20 protein-coding genes are annotated in these 22,115 nt (G+C 38.6%); 7 read left to right on the top strand and 13 right to left on the bottom strand.

Annotated features, from left to right (window positions below):
- Positions 1-88 precede the first annotated feature (88 nt).
- Together NK987_RS02945 and NK987_RS02940 are read left to right on the top strand one after the other, a co-directional pair.
- Positions 89-1,084 (top strand): cation diffusion facilitator family transporter, encoded by a 996-nt coding sequence (locus NK987_RS02945; protein ID WP_259262649.1) that lies wholly within the window; start codon positions 89-91, stop codon positions 1,082-1,084.
- Between the two features lie 370 nt (positions 1,085-1,454).
- On the top strand, positions 1,455-2,891 hold the full coding sequence (locus tag NK987_RS02940) for an amidohydrolase (protein ID WP_259262648.1): 1,437 nt from the start codon (positions 1,455-1,457) through the stop codon (positions 2,889-2,891).
- 114 nt (positions 2,892-3,005) lie between these two features.
- Here NK987_RS02940 and NK987_RS02935 read toward each other — a convergent pair whose 3' ends face one another.
- Both NK987_RS02935 and NK987_RS02930 read right to left on the bottom strand, forming a co-directional pair.
- Positions 3,006-5,036 carry a M3 family metallopeptidase gene (locus NK987_RS02935; protein ID WP_259262647.1) on the bottom strand — a complete coding sequence of 677 codons (2,031 nt, stop codon included), beginning with the start codon at positions 5,034-5,036 and terminating at the stop codon, positions 3,006-3,008.
- Positions 5,037-5,159: 123 nt separating this feature from the next.
- Positions 5,160-5,807 carry a sulfate ABC transporter permease gene (locus NK987_RS02930; protein WP_259262646.1) on the bottom strand — a complete coding sequence of 216 codons (648 nt, stop codon included), beginning with the start codon at positions 5,805-5,807 and terminating at the stop codon, positions 5,160-5,162.
- Between the two features lie 76 nt (positions 5,808-5,883).
- Between NK987_RS02930 and NK987_RS02925 the strand changes: the two genes are divergently transcribed.
- The 5 genes from NK987_RS02925 (at position 5,884) to NK987_RS02905 (ending at position 11,173) form a co-directional block, all read left to right on the top strand.
- Entirely contained in the window at positions 5,884-7,077 is a 1,194-nt protein-coding gene (locus NK987_RS02925) for a tetratricopeptide repeat protein (RefSeq protein WP_420841156.1), read from the top strand.
- A 210-nt stretch (positions 7,078-7,287) separates the two neighbouring features.
- On the top strand, positions 7,288-7,770 hold the full coding sequence (locus tag NK987_RS02920) for an Lrp/AsnC family transcriptional regulator (protein WP_113924451.1): 483 nt from the start codon (positions 7,288-7,290) through the stop codon (positions 7,768-7,770).
- A 63-nt stretch (positions 7,771-7,833) separates the two neighbouring features.
- Positions 7,834-8,373, top strand: a complete 540-nt coding sequence (locus tag NK987_RS02915) for an NUDIX domain-containing protein (protein WP_259262645.1) — start codon at positions 7,834-7,836, stop codon at positions 8,371-8,373.
- A 17-nt stretch (positions 8,374-8,390) separates the two neighbouring features.
- Positions 8,391-9,758 carry an MATE family efflux transporter gene (locus tag NK987_RS02910; RefSeq protein WP_259262644.1) on the top strand — a complete coding sequence of 456 codons (1,368 nt, stop codon included), beginning with the start codon at positions 8,391-8,393 and terminating at the stop codon, positions 9,756-9,758.
- Positions 9,759-9,817: 59 nt separating this feature from the next.
- Positions 9,818-11,173 (top strand): M24 family metallopeptidase, encoded by a 1,356-nt coding sequence (locus NK987_RS02905; RefSeq protein WP_259262643.1) that lies wholly within the window; start codon positions 9,818-9,820, stop codon positions 11,171-11,173.
- A gap of 3 nt (positions 11,174-11,176) precedes the next feature.
- On the opposite strand, the gene NK987_RS02900 is transcribed toward NK987_RS02905, so the two are convergent.
- The 11 genes from NK987_RS02900 to NK987_RS02850 form a co-directional block, all read right to left on the bottom strand.
- Positions 11,177-11,833: a lysoplasmalogenase family protein gene (locus tag NK987_RS02900; RefSeq protein WP_259262913.1), complete on the bottom strand. Its 657-nt coding sequence runs from the start codon at positions 11,831-11,833 to the stop codon at positions 11,177-11,179.
- A 244-nt stretch (positions 11,834-12,077) separates the two neighbouring features.
- Complete coding sequence (locus NK987_RS02895; RefSeq protein ID WP_259262642.1) at positions 12,078-13,262, bottom strand: MFS transporter; 1,185 nt, start codon at positions 13,260-13,262, stop codon at positions 12,078-12,080.
- Positions 13,263-13,335: 73 nt separating this feature from the next.
- A protein-coding gene (prfB, locus tag NK987_RS02890) for a peptide chain release factor 2 (protein WP_259262641.1) occupies positions 13,336-14,437 on the bottom strand; the annotation gives its coding sequence in 2 pieces (ribosomal slippage) (positions 13,336-14,376 and positions 14,378-14,437; 1,101 coding nt in all).
- Positions 14,438-14,497: 60 nt separating this feature from the next.
- Positions 14,498-15,022 (bottom strand): hypothetical protein, encoded by a 525-nt coding sequence (locus tag NK987_RS02885; RefSeq protein ID WP_259262640.1) that lies wholly within the window; start codon positions 15,020-15,022, stop codon positions 14,498-14,500.
- Between the two features lie 318 nt (positions 15,023-15,340).
- Positions 15,341-16,408, bottom strand: coding sequence for a branched-chain amino acid aminotransferase (locus NK987_RS02880; protein ID WP_259262639.1), 1,068 nt, complete (start codon positions 16,406-16,408; stop codon positions 15,341-15,343).
- A gap of 4 nt (positions 16,409-16,412) precedes the next feature.
- The gene (locus NK987_RS02875; protein WP_259262638.1) at positions 16,413-16,961 is read right to left on the bottom strand and encodes a cob(I)yrinic acid a,c-diamide adenosyltransferase; all 549 of its coding nucleotides are present in this window, start codon (positions 16,959-16,961) and stop codon (positions 16,413-16,415) included.
- 82 nt (positions 16,962-17,043) lie between these two features.
- A complete protein-coding gene (locus NK987_RS02870; protein ID WP_275982327.1) occupies positions 17,044-17,766 on the bottom strand; it encodes an ABC transporter ATP-binding protein in 723 nt (240 codons plus the stop codon).
- An 80-nt stretch (positions 17,767-17,846) separates the two neighbouring features.
- The gene (locus NK987_RS02865) at positions 17,847-20,657 is read right to left on the bottom strand and encodes a hypothetical protein (RefSeq protein ID WP_259262637.1); all 2,811 of its coding nucleotides are present in this window, start codon (positions 20,655-20,657) and stop codon (positions 17,847-17,849) included.
- Positions 20,657-20,944: an Asp-tRNA(Asn)/Glu-tRNA(Gln) amidotransferase subunit GatC gene (gene gatC / locus NK987_RS02860; RefSeq protein ID WP_241142641.1), complete on the bottom strand. Its 288-nt coding sequence runs from the start codon at positions 20,942-20,944 to the stop codon at positions 20,657-20,659. Before gatC ends, NK987_RS02865 begins: the two co-directional genes overlap by 1 nt.
- Positions 20,941-21,705 carry a lysophospholipid acyltransferase family protein gene (locus tag NK987_RS02855; protein WP_259262636.1) on the bottom strand — a complete coding sequence of 255 codons (765 nt, stop codon included), beginning with the start codon at positions 21,703-21,705 and terminating at the stop codon, positions 20,941-20,943. Before NK987_RS02855 ends, gatC begins: the two co-directional genes overlap by 4 nt.
- A gap of 3 nt (positions 21,706-21,708) precedes the next feature.
- On the bottom strand, positions 21,709-22,080 hold the full coding sequence (locus NK987_RS02850) for a globin domain-containing protein (RefSeq protein WP_259262635.1): 372 nt from the start codon (positions 22,078-22,080) through the stop codon (positions 21,709-21,711).
- Positions 22,081-22,115: the final 35 nt, after the last annotated feature.

Here is a 22,115-nt window from a genome sequence, read left to right as displayed (position 1 = left end):
TTTCTTTTCATGAAATTCTATCAAATCAATTATGAAAATGAAAACCGATTAAATTTAATTCTATTTTTAACAGTTCAAAAACATTGAAGTGGAAAGAGAAAAGACTATTTGGATCAGGATTTCGTTTATTGTCAGTTTTGTACTCTTGATAATTAAATTTTATTCCTATTACATTACCAATTCTACTGCGATTCTTACCGATGCTTTGGAGAGCATTGTAAATGTAGTGGCGGCAGGATTTGCAACATATAGCATTTATCTTAGTTCGAAACCAAGGGATGAGAATCATCCATATGGACATGGAAAAATTGAATTTTTTAGCGCAGGTGTTGAAGGAACCCTAATTATATTAGCAGGCCTATTTATTATTTATCAATCGATTTATAGCATTTTTTTTCCAAGTACTTTAGACAATTTGTTTGAAGGTATTTTACTGATTACGATTTCCGGTACAGTAAATGGAGTTTTGGGTTTGATTCTTCAGAGAAGAGGAAAAAGCCTCAATAGCATAACTTTGGAGGCAAGTGGCAAGCATCTAATGACAGATACTTTGACAAGCTTTTTATTGATATTGGGGGTTTTGGTTATCTTAGTGACAGGTTATCAGTTTTTGGATTCGATAATTGCTGTGGTCTTTTCTTTATACATATTGTATTCGGGATATGGCTTGGTAAGAAAATCTGTGGCAGGATTAATGGATGAGTTGGATCCAACGGTAATTGACTCTACGGTGAAAACAATCAATCAAAAACGAAAGCCAAGTTGGATAGATATTCACAATATGAGAGTGCAGCAATATGGTGGGGATAGACATATTGATTTGCATCTGACATTGCCTTACTATTATGACCTTAAACAAGTGCATGATGAAGTTGAGGAGCTAGAACATGCTTTGGAGGATGCCTGGCCAGGAATCATGGAAGTGTTTGTTCATGCTGACCCTTGTATTCCGGATAAATGCTGCCATTATTGTCAAATCAAAGATTGTCAAGTTAGAAAAATCCCAATTGACACAAAAATTGAATGGACTTCTTTGAATATGTCTAAAAATCAAAAGCACTACCATGACATAATCAAACAATAAAATTCTAAAACGTAAAAAAAAATAAAATATTTTATCTCTATTTTCAAGATTACAATTAACTTAGTATATTCAACAAAAAAAAAGCTATGAACGAGGACAAACAATTTCGGGTACTGTTAGCGGTAACTTCCGTCGTATGGTTAATTCTAGTTGGAGTTCTAATCATAATCTAACGAGATATTAAGGTTTTAAGCTGTACCTACTCATACAGCGAATGCTTTTCAAATGGATTAAGGAGTTTAAAAAGGGATATGTATAAACATATCCTTTTTTTATTTTTTTATTTTGGCGATTTCTGTTTCGTTTTAATTCCCCTATACTTATTTTTAAAATACTTAATCAAAACAAATTTTATATAAACATAATCGGTATGAAGAGAATATTACTTGGATTATTTGGGCTAATAATTTGGTTTCCAATTCTAGCTCAAGAACCATCACATGAAGCATTTATTGTAAAGCAATTGGATGCAAATACTGAAAGGTTTTCCAAAGCAGCCAGGGAGATTTGGGAAAATCCCGAATTGGGGTTTTTGGAAGTTACTAGCTCAAAGGTTTTGATCGACGAATTAAAAGCTTCAGGTTTTAACGTTGAGGTTGGTGTTGCAGGAATGCCTACGGCTTTTGTTGCAACATATGATAAGGGCGGTCCTGTCATTGGTTTTTTGGCTGAATATGATGCACTCCCCGGATTGTCTCAGGATGCAGTTCCCTACAGGTCAGTCATTGTGGAGGGAGGTAATGGGCACGGATGTGGTCACAATCTTTTCGGGACCGCAGTAGTTGCTTCAGGTGTGGCTTTAAAAGAATGGATTGATGCAAACAATATCAAAGCAACCATTAAAATCTTTGGTACCCCGGCTGAGGAAACTGGAGGAGGGAAAGTCTACATGGCCCGTGATGGCATTTTCAATGGTGTGGATGCTGTCATCAACTGGCATCCGTCCGATAGAAATGCAGCTAACGCCTCTACCTGTAATGCAGTAATCGGTGGCAGATTCAGGTTTTACGGAGAGACAGCCCATGCCGCAGGATCGCCACAAAGAGGAAGATCAGCCCTAGATGCCGTAGAGGCTATGAACATGATGGTAAACATGATGCGTGAGCATGTGGATCAAGAAAGTAGAATCCATTATATTATTTCGAGTGGAGGGTTAGCACCAAATGTTGTTCCTGATTTTGCCGAAGTGAGGTACATGATCCGCCATCCTGATATTACAGAATTGAAAGATATGTGGGCGCGAATCGGAAGAGCTGCCGAAGGTGCAGCAATGGGTACAGGTACAAGGGTTGAAATTGAATTGGCGTCTGGGCTTTATGGCTTACTGCCAAATGAAACTTTGGCAAAGCAGATGCATAAAAACCTGAGCTCACTCGGAGGAGTTGAGTATGATGAGGAAGAAATTAAATGGGCTACAGAAATCCAAAAAACCTTTAACTCCCCCAAAGTACCTTCTTTGGATGTCGCAAAAAAAGTCCAGCCTTATGCACTGAATTTCTTTCCCGCATCCACTGATGTCGGTGATGTAAGTTATGTAGTGCCGACAGTCGGTTTGGGAACAGCTACCTGGGTGCCTGGAACTGCCGCACATACCTGGCAGGCTGTTGCTGCCGACGGAATGAGCATAGGATTTAAGGGAATGATGCTTGCAGCAAAAACCATGGCCTTGACAGGAAAGGACTTGATTTTAAATCCGCTGATCATCCAAGAAGCAAAAAAAGAGTTTGACGAAAGATTGGGAGGTCTGAAATATGAAGCGCTAGTTGGCGACAAAGTGGTTCCTCTTGATTTTAACGTGACTAAGTGACGATAAAAATTTTTTCGAATTTTATCCTAAAACTTTATTTGTATTAAGGTAAATTTTCAAAAAATCCATTAAATATTAAGCCTGCCCTCAATTCAATTGAAGGCAGGCTTTTGCTTATTTAACCAATCCTGCTCTTTTGAGCAAGGCATCAGGTTTTGGTTCTCTTCCCCTAAATCGCTTGTATAGTACTGAGGGATGTTCCTTTCCTCCTGCTGCTAAAATATTTTCTTTAAATGATGTAGCTGTTTCTCGATCGAAAATCCCTTTTTCAAGAAACATTTCGAAAGCATCTGCATCCAATACTTCTGCCCACTTATAGCTGTAATATCCGGCTGCATATCCCCCTTGGAAAATATGGGAAAAGGATGTACTCATCAAAGTGCCTTCCACCTCAGGAAGAAGGGATGTCGGTTTTAGGATTTCTTTTTCAAATGCGAAAATATCTGAAATCAAAGATGGGTCTGTTCCATGATAAGCCATATCAAGTAGGCCAAAACTGATCTGCCTGACTGTCTGATAACCTTGTTGGAAATTGGCTGCGTTTTTTATTTTTTGGATCAACTCAGAAGGTATAATTTCTTCTGTTTCATAATGCTTTGCAAAAAGATCCAAACATTCTTTCTCGTAACTCCAATTTTCAAAAATCTGGGAGGGAAGTTCTACAAAGTCCCAATAAACACTCGTGCCTGTCAGCGATTCATAATTGCCCTTTGCCAGCATGCCATGCAGTGCATGTCCAAATTCATGGAAAAGGGTAGTCACTTCATTGAATGTCAAAAGGGAAGGCTTGGTTTTGGTAGGTTTGGTAAAATTGCAGACTATCGAAACATGAGGTCTTGATTCTTTTCCGTTCACTGTTTTTTGTCCCCTGAAACTAGTCATCCACGCTCCGTTTCTTTTTCCTGCCCTTGGAAAAAAATCAGCGTAAAAAACCGCCACATGATTGCCTTCGGTGTCAATGACTTCATAAGTTGTCACCTCAGGATGGTATTTTGGAATGTTTTGGTTTTCTATGAAATGGATGCCATATAATTTTTCGGCTGTAAGAAATACCCCTTCAATTACATTTTCAAGTTTGAAGTAAGGGCGAAGTAACTCATCGCTGACCTCATATTTTTGATTCTTGAGTTTTTCAGAATAGAAGGAAAAATCCCATTTTTCAATTTTCTCCAGACCATCAAGTTCCTTTGCAAAATTTTCAAGTTCTTTGATTTCTGCAAGTGCTTTCGGTTTGGCCATTTCCAGAAGGTTGTGAAGAAAATCCATCACTTTTGGAGCACTTTTGGCCATTCTCTCTTCCAGGACAAAATCTGAAAATCTTGGATATCCAAGCAGATTTGCCCTTTCATTTTTGAGTCTCAACATATCTTTAATATGCTGTTGGTTGTCCAATTCGTCTCCCTTGCAGGATTTTGTACTTGAAGCAATGAACATTTCTTTTCTCAAATCCCTATTTTCGGAATACATCATAAATGGGATGTAGCTTGGATAGGCTAGTGTAAAGACCCATTTTCCGGGTTTGCCTTTTTCTTCAGCAGTTTGCGATGCAGCCTCTTTGACAGCGTCCGGCAATCCTGCAAGATCTGATTCTTTGGTGATTACCAATTCATATTTGTTTGTTTCGGCTAATACATTTTCACCAAACTTTAAACCTAATTGGGAAAGTTCCCTGTCAATTTCCCTAAGTCTTTCCTTTTGACTTACATCAAGTTTGGCGCCATTTCGAACAAAACTTTTATATGTCTTATCCAGCAAAGTTTTTTGATCTTCACTGAGTGTAAGGTTCTCTTTTTGGTCATAGACCAATTGGATATTGGCAAACAAGGCTTCATCCAACAATATATCATTGCTGTGTGCTGTCAAAAGAGGTGAGATTTCTCTTGCCAAAGCCTGGATTTGATCATTGGTTTCGGCACTGTTGAGGTTGAAAAATATGGAAGATATGACATTCAGTTTTTCACCGGATTGATCCAAAGCAACTATCGTGTTTTCAAAAGTAGGAATCGGGCTATTTTTTATTTCCTGAATTTCCTCTTTTGCTTTTTTTATGGCTTCCTGAATGGCAGGTAGATAATGCTCAGGGTTTATTAAGTCAAATGGTGCGGTTTCAAAGGGAGTATTGAATTTGTCCAATAATGGATTCATAGATTTTTTGGTTTTTGAATTCAAGGAATTAGTAACAGCAAAGGTAATCAAGTTTAAATCCCTGACGGAAGATACAAATCTTAAAAAGTGTCAATAATCAGATGCTGGATATTGTCGAGTAAATTATTTGTACACCAAACTGTAAAACAACAACCATAACAAAAACATCAAAACATAGCTGAAAAGAATCACAAAGGTAGATTCCGCGATTGTTCTTCTGCTTACTGTATGAAATCCAAAGATCAAAAACACAATGTAGATAACTTCGAATAAATTGATTGCCCTCAATGGGTAATGATATTTGGGAGCTACATTTTCGGGGTCAACCAACGAAAAAAGAGAAAGCGGGTAATAATCTCTTATTTCTTCATAGCTGACCGAATCTGATGGTTTGATATACACCAGCATTTTGATCAGTTCAGGGAAAATAAATATAAATTCTGCTACCATCACAAATTGCCATAGCCTGATAAAAGGAGCTTTATAGCCAAAACCAAATGCCCCTAACCAAATCACAAATGAGGTTGCGGTAAATTTCCAGAGTAAAGCAAAAGGAGTCCACAAATAGTTCAGTGCATTGAAAATATGAAAAATCATGAATGACCCTTCAGATTCCAATTTTTCATATCCAGGAATAGACTGCAGAATCAGGTCATTTGTCACATACCGGACCAAGAGATACAAAATGACCAATATCAAAAAAAACAACCTTTTATCGAAATCTAAATTGGCTTCGATACGTTGGGAGATAGGACTTGAAGTCTGTGACATGATTTGAAATAATTATAGCCAAATCTAAATGATTGTTTGGAATTGCATATAATTTTGGAGGAAATTTAGAATAAGAATGCGAAAAGGAAGATTTTCAGCTGTATTGATAGTGATGTTGCTTGCAAACTTAACATATGCGCAAGATCAGCCTTTGGATCAGGTTGGCAAGAGCCAATCTCCCTATTTATTATTGGACAAAGGACTGCAGTTCAGGATCACAGAAAATGTAAACGCCTTATACAATTTTGATTTTGAGACAGCTGAACGCGGTTTTAGGGTCATGCAGTACCAATATCCTGATCATCCGCTACCATATTTTTTGTTGGGATTGAGCACTTGGTGGAAGATTGCACCTGATGTCGAAAATGATAAGTATGATGACCTCTTTATCGAGCAAATGGATGTCGTCATCGATAAGGCGGATGAATTATTGGATAATGATCCAAAAAACAAAGAAGCGGCTTTTTTCTTGGCCGGAGCATATGGATTTCAGGGAAGGCTTTATAGTGAGAGGAAAAGCTGGACCAGGGCAACTTTTGCAGGGAAAAACGCACTCAAATATTTGAACCTGAGCAGGGGAGAGGAAGAACTTGGGCCTGAATTGCTTTTGGGAGATGCTTTGTTCAATTATTTTTCAGTCTGGATTCCTGAGAATTACCCTTTGTTAAAACCTGTGGTGGCCATGTTTCCAAAAGGGAATAAGGCCCTTGGGCTAAAACAATTAGAAGATGTGGCCCAAAACGCGTTTTATGCCAGAATTGAAGCACAATATTTTCTGTTCAGACTTTATGCTTCAGAAGAAAAGCAACCATATAAAGCACTAGCGATAACAGATTATTTACACAGTAAATTTCCTAATAATCCATATTTCCATAGGTCGTATGCCAGGCATCTTTATACTGTAGGAAGAATTACCGAGGCCAAAGAAATGTCAGAGCAGATTCTCCAAAGGATCGATGAAAAGTGGACAGGTTATGAATCAAACAGCGGAAGATATGCGGCATTCTATATTGCCCAATATTATGATAGGATTGGAGACCAAAGAGAAGCAAAGAAGTATTATCTCAAAACCCTTTCCTATGGCGAGGAATCTGAAAGTCAGGAAAGCGGGTACTATCTATATTCATTGATTGCTCTAGGAAAGATGGCAAATCAGGAGAAAAACAAACCTTTGGCAAAGAGCTATTTCAATCAGGTAAAGAAATACGCCAAGCGAAAACACCCCGCCCACAAGGAAGCAAGAGATTATATCAAAAAGAATAAACTTTAATAAAATTTTTCCGTATAGGTTTTATCAAATTCAGGAGATAATTTGAATAACTTCGCTAAGTTGAAAACAATTCAATGCAAATATTCTGAAAAGTTGTTAATTGTTAAACAATATTTTGCAAACAGGGGTTTATTTTGTAATTAATTGTTTTAAAACAATATCAAATTATATTAACTTTGCACAACATAAAATTTTGAAAATTCAAGAATCATGGATAATAGCATCAAAGTGAAATTCGACAAAATAGACCGCAAGATACTAGAGATACTTCAGGCTAATGCCAAAATAACCAATGCCCAACTTTCAAAAGACATCGGTCTTTCACCTGCTCCGACATTGGAAAGGGTTAAGAAATTAGAACAATCAGGAATCATTAAAAGCTACCATGCCAAGTTGGATCCCGAAAAAATCGGACTTGGTGTGAGTACATTTGTTTTGGTAAGCCTTATCGGTCACAACAAAGGAAACATTGATGCTTTCATGAAAGAAATCAATGAAATCCAAGAAGTGATTGAATGTCATCACATCACCGGAACAGGTGACTTTATTCTGAAAATTATTGCAAAAGACATCACCGCATACCAAAAACTGATGCTTGAGAAAGTCAGTGAAATTAAAGAGGTTGATTCTATGCAATCCATGGTGATTCTTTCTACTTTTAAGGACAGTAAAGTTTTGCCTATCCCTGCTTAATATTTATAAAACATAAATCAAAAGGGTGGCCAAAAGTCACCCTTTTTTTATTTAGAGCGATATATGGAAAATCCCTGGAAAACTAAGTCCAAAGCCACAATTTACCAAAATCCATGGATCAAGGTGGAGGAACATCAGGTAGTGATTCCTTCAGGAAAAGACGGGATATACGGTAAAGTAATCTTCAAGAATAAAGCTTTGGCAATTGTTCCTGTAGACAATGATCTCAATACTTGGCTTGTGGGTCAGTTCCGATATACTTTAGATGAATATTCCTGGGAAATCCCTATGGGTGGTGGACTTCTGGAGGTAGATATTCTTGAATCGGCAAAAAGAGAATTGAAAGAGGAAACAGGGCTGTCTGCAAATAAATGGACGCAAATAATGAGAATCCATACTTCCAATTCTGTGACAGATGAGGAAGGTTTTGTTTTTTTAGCCGAAGACCTTGCGCAGGGCGAAACAGAATTTGAAGAAACAGAACAACTCCAAATTATAAAATTACCATTGAAAGAAGCTATTCAGAAAGTAATGGATGGTGAAATCACAGATGCAATTTCTGTGGCAGGTCTTTTGAAAGTTGCAAGAATTCTTAATCTCTGACATGCGATATATTTAAAATGGTCATTTCAAATTTCAAGGATAATTTTTCAAAGACTTTTTACCTAGCCTACCCGGTGATGCTGAGTCAGTTGGGGCAGGTGTTGGTAGGAGTGGCTGACAGCATGATGGTTGGCCGGCTTGGTGCAGTCCCTTTGGCCGCTGCCTCCTTGGCTAACAGTATTTTCTTTGTGGTTTTGATGTTTGGAATAGGGATATCTATGGCAATGACACCATTGGTAGCGATGGCAGATGGGAAAAACAAAGGAAAAAGGATTGCCCGTTTGTTCAACCATGGTTTTACCATCAATATGGTCGGTGGGATAATCCTGTTTTTTTTGATTTTGATGACCTCTCCTTTTCTCAAACATCTTAATCAGCCGGAGGAAGTTGTCATCTTGGCCATCCCATATCTGGCAATCATCACTTTTTCATTACTTCCATTCATGTTTTTTCAAACATTCAAGCAATTTGCCGAAGGCTTATCGCAAACCAAGCAAGCCATGTACATTACAATTTTCTGCAATGGAATCAATGTCTTTCTGAATTGGGTAATGATCTACGGAAATCTTGGTTTTCCTGCCTTGGGATTAAACGGAGCAGGATGGGCTACTTTGATTTCCAGGATTATGATGGGATTGATGATGGCATATTATGTTTGGAATTCGAAGAGATACAGCACGTACAACCTAAGTTTGGGATTTAAAAAATTAAGCTTCCCTATGTTTTCCAAGCTGATCAAAATCGGTGTGCCAACCGGATTTCAGTTTATTTTTGAAGTAGGGGCATTCAGTGCAGCGGCTATCATGATGGGATGGATTGGGGTTACTGCATTGGCGGCACATCAGATTGCCATCAACCTTGCGTCAATCAGTTATATGATGGCTTCAGGGCTTTCTACCGCAGCGATGGTAAGAGTTGGTAATCAGTTGGGTCGAAAGGACATTAAAACTCTCCGGGAAGCTGGATTCACTGCTTTTGTGATGGTTGCCATTTTTATGAGTGTGTCAGCAGTTATCTTCATTTTATTTAGAGAATTTTTGCCTTCTCTCTACATTGATGATGTCTCTGTGATTCAGATGAGTGCTACTTTGTTGGTTATTGCCGGTTTTTTCCAATTATCTGATGGAATTCAGGTAGTTGGACTTGGGGCACTCCGTGGCATGTCTGATGTAAGGGTTCCTACCATTGTGACTTTAATTGCATATTGGGTAATTGGGTTGCCTTTGGGCTATATATTGGCTTTTTCACTTGGAATGCAAGAAATTGGCATATGGGTCGGACTTTTGATAGGACTTACAGTAACAGGAATAATGTTGCTTTATAGATTCCATAAACTCAGCCAAAGGATATTGGACAAGCAGGAAAGCAATATTTCTGTCAAATAGTTTGTCTTTTTATTATTGAGATTTCTTCCTATTTTCCGAAATTAAATTTGGAAACTGACATGAATAAATTCTTGATTGCCCTTGTATTGTTTGTTAGATTCGGCGGAATCCTATTTGCCCAATCACCACATATCTTGAGTCAAAGAGAACAGGCAGCCGTCATCGATCAATGGTTGGAGGAAAGGATACAGACGCTTTTGCCTTCACTGATGGACAGGTCCGAGATAGATATGTGGGTAATCATTTCTAGGGAGTACAATGAAGATCCGGTAATCAAAACTTTTTTGCCTGCAACATGGCATGCTGCAAGAAGAAGGACCATGTTGGTATTATACAAAGCTCCTGGCTCATCGACTGTTGAGACGTTTGCAGTGGCAAGGTATGATGTGGGCAAATCTTTCAAAAAAGCTTGGGATCCAGATACCCAGCCAGACCAATGGATGCGGCTTTCAGAATTGATCGTCGAGAAAAATCCAAAGAAAATCGGATTGAATATCGCCAAGGATTTTGGTCATGCTGATGGACTCAATGTTACAGAATATAATACCCTTAAATCCTATTTACCAGAGAATTTTCACAGTAAAATTACTTCCGCACAAAATCTGGCAGTGGGATGGTTAGAGACAAGGACACCTTCCGAAATGGCCACTTATCGCCATCTCCAAACAATTGCCAATGACATCATCGCAGATGGTCTTTCTGAGGAAGTGATTACGCCTGGTGTTACCACAACTGATGATGTGGTATGGTGGTATCGGGAAAAAATAAAGGAACTGAAACTGGATACTTGGTTTCATCCTTCTGTTGATATCCAAAGAGCGGATCCTGCATCTCAGGGGCAATTGAGGTCATTTGCTGTGAAGGCGGACTCGGAAGTCATCATGCCCGGCGATATGCTTCACATTGACTTTGGGATTTCTTACCTGAGGTTAAATACTGACACCCAACAACTCGCTTATGTTCTCAAACTTGGAGAAAATGAGGTACCGCAATATCTCAAAGACGCAATGAAAGTCGGTAATAGACTTCAGGATATACTTACGTCTCAGTTTGTGACAGGACGGACAGGAAATCAAATCCTTAGAGAAACAAGAAAAACAATGAATACGGAGGGGATAAAGGGGAGCATTTACTCGCATCCCCTAGGCATGCACGGACATGCTTCAGGACCTACTATCGGCATGTGGGACAATCAGGGAGATACTCCCGGAGCAGGGGATTATCCATTGTATCCCAACACTGTTTATGCCATTGAATTAAATGCAGTCGTTTTCCTAAAAGAGTGGAATAAGGAGTTAAGGGTTCAGCTAGAGGAAGGAGCTTTTTTTGATGGGGAAAAAGTAACCTACCTAAACGGAAGACAAGTTGAGATCATGCCCATTCCGAGGAAAAACGGTTTTTTGAACAATCCTTAAGATTTACTCAAAAATAGATTTTACCGGTATTTCTTTTTTAATAATCTCTCCAATTTGGGTTAGGATGCCGTAGCTGCAAAGGTAATGTCCTCCGGAATAAAAGAGGATTGCCACTGCATATCTGATTTTATTGGTTGCGTATAGATCAAATCCTGTAAGTGAGGCACTTAGAATAAACATAAAAGCTCCAAAAATCACCAAAACAAAACTACGTCTACTTACAAAAAACCTTCTGTTAATAGCCAATACAAACGTAGAAATGCCGAAGAAAGAGTAAAGTAATCCAGGTAAGAAAAACTCGTTGGTATATTTCAAAACAATGGCGGCATAAATTCCCAATAAAACATAAGTGAGAATTTCAGGCCACCTTTTCAAGAGGGTTGGTTTTATTTTAATTTCAGTGAATTGAGTAGAGTAGATATATAATAATCCATAACAAGTTTGGGCTACTATAAATGTGCATATACCTATAGTTTTAAAAAGGCTTTCTTCAATATCGAGCAACATCAAAAAATCTCCTGAAAATGAAAAAACCGAGGCAACAATCATCAACGGCATCAAGGGATGTGGATGCTTCTTAAATTTTAACCATAGTCCAAAAATAAGGATCGGTAATGTCAATAAATTGAACAAAAAGAAAAAAGCTTTGATGTCCAACATTAGGAATGTCAAAGCTAGGATTACGGTAGAAAAATAAAAGGCGGTAAACTTTTTGTTCCAGACAAACATTCAGAGATTCAATTATTAACCAATCCTAAAAATAATCTTAAAAAACAAAATTAAATACTTTAATTGTAAAATAAATTGTTAAAAAATTTTATAATTTACATTTTACCAATAAATTATATTTTTATATACTATTTCAAAATTTATGGCACTTTTTAAACTTAGGATTAGAATATTATTAGTATTTATTTTTGGACAAGTCTTTCTGCATATTTCTCAAAAAAACCAAAATGCCGAAAGCGGCCACTGAAAATATCCCTGCAATCGAAAAAACCAATGGGAAATTCTCTGATTTGTTGGCGTAGACAAATCCCGAAATTAATGCTCCAACACCTATTCCGGATTCCATTGCAATATACATAGTAGCCAAAGCCCGTCCCCTGAATTTATCCAAAGAAAGATCAATAGTCCATGCCGAAATGGTGGGAGAATTCATTCCTACAGAACAACCAAAAACCACAGCAGCAAAGAGAAACATAGTTTTTGATTCGGAAAAACCTATCAGAAACATAGATAAAGCCATGAAAAAAGTAGCTATCAGCATTACAGGAATTCTTCCAAATTTATCAGAGGCTCTTCCGGCTATGATTCTGATTCCTAAAGAAGAAAGTGTAAATACCGCAAAGAACAACCCTTTGTTAAGAATCCCCAAATGCTCAGAAAAATCAGGGATAATCGTAAGAACAGCTCCGAAAGAAAAAATGGTTAAAAACAAAACGAGAGATGGGGCCAATACCCTTTTTTCGATCAATTCATCACGATTCAATTTCAATAACTTCGGATGGAATTTTTCGGGTTGGGCGACGGTTTCTTTGAGTCTGGACAATATCAAAATGGAAAGTATAGCTGTAAATGCTGAAGTATAAAACAGTGGCTGAATCCCCCAAATTGATCCGATATATCCTCCTGTTGCAGGACCGGCTGCCATTCCCAATGAGCCAAATAAAGATTGGATTCCCATAGCCTCGCCTCGTCTGTTGAAGGGTACGATGTCTGCCACGTAAGCAGAAGTGCCAGTAGGAGTGAACCCTGTAGAGAATCCATGCATAAATCTCAAGAAAAGAAATCCTGCCACTGAGGTGACAATAGGATAAGCCAAACTTGCGATGATGCAGACTACGGCGCCAAAAACCATTACCGGTATCCGGCCGATTTTATCTGCCAACTTACCGCTAAATGGACGAGAAAGTCCCGCTGAAAGTGTGAATAAGGCAATAATCAATCCTTTGTAATCCTCACCGCCCAAAGAACTCAGGTAGGAGGGGAGCTCAGGGATGATCATATTGAAACTTGAAAAAAACAAAAACGAACTCAGGCAGAGGAGAAAATAATCCAACGTAAAGAATGGAGGCAAAAATCTCATGAAGGAGTTCGGTTAGAAATAAAACAATCCTGATCCAGAACAAGTCTGAATCAGGATTTTGTAATCAAAAAGATCAATCTTGGTTGGCTTCTTCTTCGCTTTGGGCAAGCAAAAAAGCCTTTATGAATTCATTGATATTGCCATCCAAAACACTTTGTGTATCTGAAGTTTCATATCCCGTTCTGGCATCTTTTACCAGTTTGTAAGGATGAAGGACGTAGTTTCTGATTTGTGAACCAAAGTCAATCCTCAATTTTCCGGATTCAACTTTCGCCCTCTCGGCATTCCTTTTTTCCATTTCCATTTGGTAAAGTCTAGACTTCAACATCTGCATGGCTTTTTCCCTGTTGGCTAGCTGTGAACGCTCAATCTGACAGACAACCACGATGCCCGTAGGCTTGTGGGTAAGCTGAACTTTGGTTTCGACCTTGTTTACATTTTGTCCACCTGCTCCACCTGAACGTGATGTATGAAGCTCCACATCTGCCGGATTGATGTCAATCTCGATAGTATCATCAACTTCAGGATAGGCATATACAGAGGCAAATGAAGTATGTCTTCTTCCATTGCTATCGAAAGGCGAAATTCTTACCAAACGGTGAACGCCTATCTCAGATTTTAAGAAACCGTAAGCCAATGGACCCTCAAATTCCAAGGTACAGGATTTGATTCCAGCGACTTCACCTTCCTGCAAATCCACCTCACGAACTTTGTAACCATTTTTTTCACCCCACATGATGTACATTCTCATCAAAATGGAGGCCCAATCGTTACTTTCTGTTCCGCCTGCACCGGGATTGATTTCAAGTACGGCATTGAGTTGGTCTTCCTCGCTGCAGAGCATTTTTTTGAGTTCAAGGTCTTCCACCTCTCCCAAAACTTTTTTGTATTCGGACTTCATTTCCTCTTCAGAAACTTCGTCCATAGAATAAAAATCAAAGAGAACTTCCAGATCCTGAAGGCTGGTTTCTACTTTTTCGTATGGAGCAGTCCATCCTTTTTTGGACTGGATTTGCTTCATGGTCTTCTCCGCTTCATCAGAATCATTCCAGAAACCGGGCTGTGACGAAACAGCCTCCAAATCTTCTATTTCTGCTTTCTTCTTATCGTAGTCAAAGATACCTCCTCAAAGCCGAAACGCGGGCTCTCAAGTCTTTCAACTGGTCTGATGTCATAATTTATTTAGTTTTTGAGGTGCAAAAGTCGTAAAAAATCCCCGCTTTACCTATTCCTTTTCAATCTCCATATAGAATTACAATTTGGATTTTGTTATCCCCTTTGTGGCGGAATTCTTTGTACTTCAGTTTTGAAATAACATATCCCCCTGCCAAAAGCCCTGCGGATAAAGCCCAAGACTGTTCTAATCGTGACAGGTCCCTTTCCTGATACAAACTATTAACAGTGTTTACCAAAAGAAAAACCACTCCTGCACCCATACTTAAAAATGAAAGGTTTTTGATCGTTTGGTTTCTTGGGTCTTTGTTGCGGATGTCGACAACGGTGATATCCTTTGGTTGGAGCACATTTTCAGAAAGGACAATAATATCTGTTTTGATATCTACGATCAAATCAGTGACATAATAATCAAACTTGGTGGATTTGTAGGTAATTTCTTCACCGACCTGGAACCTGAGTGCTGTCTTGGTATTTGAACCCTTTTGAAGAAGGAGAAATTTTTGGGCAAAGGAATTATTGGCTATTGAAATCAATAAGATCAAAGTCATCAAGAGTACTCCCGATTTTGAAAAAGTGCCTTTCATATAAATAGCTTTCTTTGCGGTATTTGGTAAAACGATGAAACCAACATTAGTCTTATTTTATATAGATGATTTTAAGCTAATATAAGTAAATGAAAGAGATATAGATTCCTGAATAATTTTTGAAACAAAAATTGGTGAAGTATCAATGTTATACTTCTTAAGTAGTGATTTTTTCCCCAAAAAATTTTGAAAGATTATTTTTTTCGGTTTGGCTAAGATGGCTTTCAGATATCCTAACCTTAGGCTAGATGATTTTTTTTCGCATAAAAAAACCACCCGTTGGTGGTTTTCAAATTATGATTTAGCATAAAACATCATCTAAAATTTTATGATCCATCCATGGTTATCTTCTTTTTTGCCATACTTGATGTCATCGAGGGTTTTTAGTACCTGATTCGAAAAGGCGTTTGAAGGTTTTTCAGGAAGAAGATAATCCTGTCCATTTATATTGATCTTAAAGATGTGCGCAATTGTTGCTGCGGTACCCGTACCAAAAGCATCCTGAAGCTTTCCTTCAACAACGGCTTTTTCAAGTTCTGTTACACTCAAAAACCTTTCTTCAACACCATATCCCATTTCTTTGGCCAAAGTCAAAACAGAGTCTCTTGTGATGCCTTTCAGGATGGTACCGGTGTGAGTTGGGGCAGTGATGAGGGTATTGTTGATCATAAACATCACGTTCATTGTGCCGCTTTCCTCGATGAATTGATGGGTTTTTCCATCCGTCCAAAGCAGTTGGTCGTAGCCTTCCTTTTGAGCCAAAAGAGCGGGATAAAGCGAACCGGCATAATTACCAGCAGCTTTTGCCTGACCTGTACCGCCTTCAATAGCCCTTGTATATTTCTGCTCCACTTTTACTGCCACAGGCTTGGAATAGTAGTTTCCAACAGGGCAGGTAAAGATCATGAACTTATATTTTTCTGATGGTCTGACACCGATATAGTCATCCGTGGCAAATACAAAAGGCCTGATGTAAAGTGAATAGCCGGGTTTATTCGGAATCCAGGATCTGTCCAGATCCAAAAGTGTCATCAGTCCTTCCATAAAAATCTCCTCAGGAACTTCAGGAATGCACATTCTTCTTGCCGATTCATTCAGCCTTTTTTGGTTGGCATCTGCCCTGAAAAGCAATATTTCTCCTTCTTCATTTTTGTAGGCTTTCATTCCTTCAAAAATTGATTGGCCATAATGGAGTGTAGCATTGGATGGATTAAGCAAAAGTGGTGCATATGGCTCAATGCGCAGGTCTGTCCACTCGCCATCTACATAATCAGCCACAAACATGTGGTCGCTGATGGTTTTTCCAAACACCAAATTGTCAAAATCAGTCTCTTGGAGTCTGGATACTTGAGTTTTGGTAATGTCTATTTGAATTGTTGTTTTCATGGTATTAGATTCTAGGCTTCCAAGTAACCTCCTCAACTCCTAATTCTTGGGCAATTAATCTTCCCAAAACAAAAAGATAATCAGAAAGCCGGTTTAAATATTTTACGATTATTTCATCTACATGCTCTATCTCCATAAGGTCTATAACGCAGCGCTCCGTTCTCCTGCATACTGTTCTGGCCACGTGGCAAAAGGATACACTTTGGTGTCCTCCGGGTAATATAAAATGCCGCAATTGTGGCAATTGGGATTCCATTTTGTCAATTTCCTTCTCCAACAAAACCAGATCATCTTCATGAAGATCAGGTTTTTTAACATTTTCTTTTCCCGGTTCGGAGGCCAAGGTAGCACCGATAGTAAAAAGCCTGTCTTGGATTTCTTTGAGAAGAGCCTCTCTTTTTTTGTTGATTTCCTGATCCCGGAGCAATCCGATGAAACTGTTGAGTTCATCTACTGTGCCATAAGCATCAATTCTTAATTCTGCTTTTGAAACCCTCCGGCCTCCCAACAATGAAGTCTTTCCTGTGTCTCCGGTTTTGGTATATATTTTCATGGAAGCAAGATTGTATTTAAGTTGACCTTTATTCAATCAAGCCACAAAAATAACATAAAGAATTTATAAAATCTTAAGGAATTTACTCTTGGACAAGCATGGAAATTCCTCTGGTCGGATTGGGGTTCAGAGTATCCGATTCTACAAGTCCGTCTCTTAATCTGATAATCCTGTGCGCATAATGTGCAATGTCATCCTCGTGTGTCACCATGATGATGGTATTACCTTTTTGGTGGAGTTCGTGGAAAAGCTCCATAATTCCATAAGAAGTTTTGGAATCCAAGTTACCGGTAGGTTCATCGGCCAAGATGATACTTGGGTTATTGACCAAGGCACGGGCGATGGCGACCCTTTGTCTCTGACCACCTGAAAGTTCATTTGGCTTATGGTGGACGCGGTCACCAAGCTCTACATTTTTCAAAGCTTGATTTGCCATTTCCTGTCTGTCAGACTTATTATAACCCGCATAGATCAGTGGAAGGGCCACATTATCTAGGCAAGTTGCGCGAGGCAGAAGGTTAAAAGTCTGGAAAACAAATCCTATTTCTTTGTTTCGTATTTCGGCTAGTTCATTTTCTGTCATGTCACTGACATCTTTTCCATTCAAAACATAGGAGCCGGTAGTGGGAGAATCCAAACATCCTATAATATTCATCAAAGTGGATTTACCTGATCCTGAAGGTCCCATAAATGCAACATATTCACCTTTGTTGACCGTGATTGAAATGGATTTGAGCGCTTCTACTATCTCTGCGCCCATTTTATAGGTTTTACTGATTGCGGTGGTTTCAATTATCTTAGTCATCGGTGGAATATTTTAAAGTCTTAAATTAATGGAAAAGATTTAGAGCTAAAAACTTTACTTTCAAATTACGACAAAAGGTGCTATAAGTTTTCGAATTGCAGTTTTTCAATTTCAGAAATTGTCAGCCATCCTTGCATTTCCATCAATGCATTGCTTGCATAGCTGTCTAATCCCAGTTTCCTGCTTTGCTTTACATATTGAATCCAAAGCATTGGATCTTTGGAAAACTGTATAGCATCCTGAAGGATTTCATATTTTTTCAGGTCATCAGGTTCAGCATTGACTTTTTTCAAAACCAATGGCACCCAATAGGCATTTCTCCCTAGATCGAGTTCGGGTTTGATCAAAGCGTTGATTTTTTCGGTAGGTTTTGTGGCTTCTTCTTTTGTCACAAAAGAATACCAAGAGTCCAGATCTTCTGTAGTCCAAACCTCTCCCGGTTTTTGAAGGATGATTTTTTTGACTTTGCCAAAATCATTGACATCTAACCAATGCATTTTATGGAGTGCGATTTTGAAAGCGAATTCTGATTGTAGATTTGGATCTTGAATTTCTTCAAGGCTTTTCATGAAATCTTCAGGCATCATTCTGTGAAGATTTGCTGATTTTTGAAAATATACTGTCTTTACATTCTCTTCCAAAATTCCATTTTCATCCAAAATCATCCAATCCGGAAACCTAACATTTAATCTTTGGTGGATTGAGAGCGCTTCTCCAGGTTTTCCTCCAAAATAAAGAATAGCCAAATGAATGGGTTGAAAGTTTTGAAAACCTCTTTCCTGAGCAACCATAATATCAATAGCAGATTTTTCAAAATCCAATTCTCCAAACAAAATTTTCGCTGAAAGGGAATGGTAATATCCTGCAGCATTTGGAAGTGCCATAGCAGTCCCATTGAGGTATTTCAATGTTTCATTGATGTAATTATCCTGAAGTGTCCTCAGAATTCTTGTTTCGCGAAAATTCATCTCTTCAGCACTTATCTGCGATTTGACCACAAGCGAATCAATGATGCTAAGGTCTGATGACAATGGCGTGGTAACCTTATTGGTCCATTGGTTTCTGAGAATAGCTGTTTTCAAGGAATAATTTTCAGAAAGGTTTTCTGTGCTCAATTCAAAAGGAGCAAAATTTCCTTTCTTATTTTCAAAAACCAAGTAATTGATTCTAAAAATCTGATCTTCCGGAATTGGTTCAACCTCTTCTTGCCCGGCATGATGTTTGACTTTTAAAGCAAGAAGATTGGACTGAAGCACCGTATTTTTATCAGCAACGGCATCCATCATGGATATTGCTTCGGCAGGTTTGTTGAGTTTGGAATATAGGAGGGAAAGGTTATTGACCAGATAAGGGTTGTCAGGGAAGTAATTCAAAGCCCTTTCCAAATAAAAAACAGCATCAAAGATTTTTTCCTGTTGATGAAGTTTTGAGGAAAGCAATAAGGTATTGATTATGGAAGGAGAATTGTCAAATGCTTGGTAAAGATTTTCCATTCCGAGGTTGGTTTGGTTTAGGGAAAATCTCAGATGGGCAGCTGTATTTTTGGCTTTGTCGTTTTTTCGGTATTGTGTCCATGAACTTTCATAAAGAATGGCAGCCTGAAGCGGACGATCAGTTTGGTAATAATATTCTGCATTGATGTTAGAACTTCCGGATGCCAACTGCACCCCAATAATTCCATCTGCATATATTGTCAAAACAACCACAGCCATGATCGCTCCGATCCGCATGTGGAAATAGGCGAAAAACTGAGGTTTGAAAATTATTTTCTCAATATCCTTACCGGAGTTGAGTATTTCAGAAAAGTTAGCCATTAAGTAAAGAAAAAACAGCAAGCTAAAGGCCACCTGCCCATAGATGAAAACATGGTTAAAAAATTCAATCATGGATTGGTTTTCTTTAAAAATTACCCAAGCCCAAGTCATTGTCGAAAGTGCAAAACCGGTCCAGAAAAAAGATTTTCCGATGTCAGGATGGTTATAGAATTGATCTGTTTGGTCAATTTTGTAGCTTAAAACATAATAACCCAACAAACCTCCTAAAAGCATCAAAACTGCAGGTGGGAGAATAGGGAAGGGGAGTTGCACTTCTCCTGTAAGGTCAAGGAATGAAAAGAAGACCAAAGAAAAATAGATAAGAAAGATAAACAGGATATGCCAAGTAATTTTGATTCCTGTGCCCTTGTTTAATTGGATCAGGAGAATTGAACTCCCTGAGATAAATGCATGGCCAATATGCAGAAGGAAAATAACCGAAACCATTGTCGCTGGGAAAACACTGTTTTCACCCAACCAAAGCCATGGAGAAGGTATTTCGGAAATTTCTGTCAAAAGGAATAGTGTGACAGATCCTGAAAAAAGGATTAGGAGGAACCTTTTCAAAATCCCCCATGAGGGCGCAAAGAATGATATTCCTATCAATGGTGTCAAAATACCAACCATTAATCCAATCAAGGCATAGTTACTGGAAATACCTCCGATATTCAATCCGTTGATCCCGCTGAATGCAAGTAAAAAAATCACCAATGCTGATGCAGCGGTAAAATAAAGTTTTTTGAGGGTGCTGATCAGCGCAAGCCCCAAGGCAACCAGAATCCATACCAAGCCTCCAAAAAGGATACTGAGAGAAGGATAGGACAAAGCGGGCAGGGATTCAAAGTTTTGGAACAAAAGGAAATTGTCCATTTCAATCCTTACCAATTCTCCTCCCACCTGCACCAATTTCACCGGAACAGAAATGGTTTCGGAAAATATTCCCGGCAGGACGGGCATGATTGCTCTGTCCCAAATGAAGCTGCTGTACAATAGGAAAAGGCCTCCTGCCACTGCTAGTGATATCGGAAGGCCTTTCAAAATGAATGTGCTGATTCTTAAGTCGCTTTTTGCAGGCATTATTCAAGCACCTTTGGAACCCTGAAGTAATCCGAATCCCGCTGTGGGGCATTGAGCAAACCTGCTTCATGCGAAAGGTGCTCGCCAACGACATCTTCTCTCATGACATTGACTTCTGAAGACATGGTGGTGATAGGCTCTATTCCGGTTGTATCGACCTCATTGAGTTGCTCGACCCAATCAAGGATCTGAGTCATGTCTTTTTGGATTTTTTCTGCTCCCTCTTCGTTAAACTCAAGTCTCGCAAGGTGGGAGATTTTCTTTACGGTATTCAAATCAATTTTCATAAAGTCTGAATTATTGTTTTTTCAGAATCCAAGAGGTTGTTGTCCTTCCAAAGTTGGTCCTGAATGGTATAATAACTTTTGTTTTTTATGCTTGGAAGGTCTTTGACAGTCAATCCAATTGTTTGGATGGGAGGATGGATTACGATTTTTCCTTTTTTGAAATTCAATAAGAGCTTTCCATCGTCGGGCAAAATTAAATGATTAAACGATAAAGTGACAGGAATCAATGGTATTTGTTTGTCTATTGCGAGACTAAATGCGCCATCTTTGAACATATTCATATGTGGAGGCATTCCTGTGGTGATTCCCCCTTCAGGAAAAATCACAATACTGCTTCCTTTTGAAATGGCATTTTTTGCCCTTACTAAAACCTCACTTCGGCTTTTGATACTAGATCTGTTGACAGCGATATGTAGTTTCTTAAAATAATACCCAAAAAGAGGGACTTTCCTGATCGAACTTTTGCCGACATAGACCACATCTCCCGGGATAAAACCCATCATAGCAATATCCAGGTAGGAAAAATGGTTAGCTGCGAAAATATAAGGTTGGCCGGGTTTGATATTTTCCTTTCCTTCCACTTTGATGGGCATCAAGATCAGGAAGAAAAAAAGATTTGCCCAAAACTGATTGATTTTCCGACCGTATTTTTCCCAATTAGGAACCCAGATACAAACCAGAAAAAGAGGGAAAAGGAATAGAAAAGTAAGCATGAAAATCAAAAAAGCATAAATAGAATATAACCTCTTCAGTATTGTCATAGCTTATTGATTGATCATATGGTTAGCAACTTTGACAAAATATCCTTGCATTGCTTCTTTTATCTCTGTTTCCATTTCTACCTTATCCAAAGCTGATAGCATACAGTTAAGCCAAGAATTTCGCATTTCACTGTCAATAGGCCATTGGAAATGTCTTTTTCGTAACATTGGATGTCCCCGCTGCTCCAAATAAGTATGTGGTCCGCCAAAAACATGGATGAGAAACAAAAATAGTCTTTCTTCTGCAGGTGCCAAATCCTCAGGATATAGCTTTCTCAATCCATCACTATTCTCCACATTCCTGTAGAAATTATGTACAATAGATTTAATTTTTTCCTCACCGAGGGCTTCGTAAATAGATTGTTGAGAATTCATTAGGAAACATAATTAAAAAGGTCTGAGAATCGATA

The sequence above is a fragment of the Aquiflexum gelatinilyticum genome, assembly GCF_024813435.1.
GTDB lineage: Bacteria > Bacteroidota > Bacteroidia > Cytophagales > Cyclobacteriaceae > Cognataquiflexum > Cognataquiflexum gelatinilyticum.
Note: the sequence above shows the minus strand (reverse complement) of the source record. Positions and strands in the feature narration are given on the sequence as shown.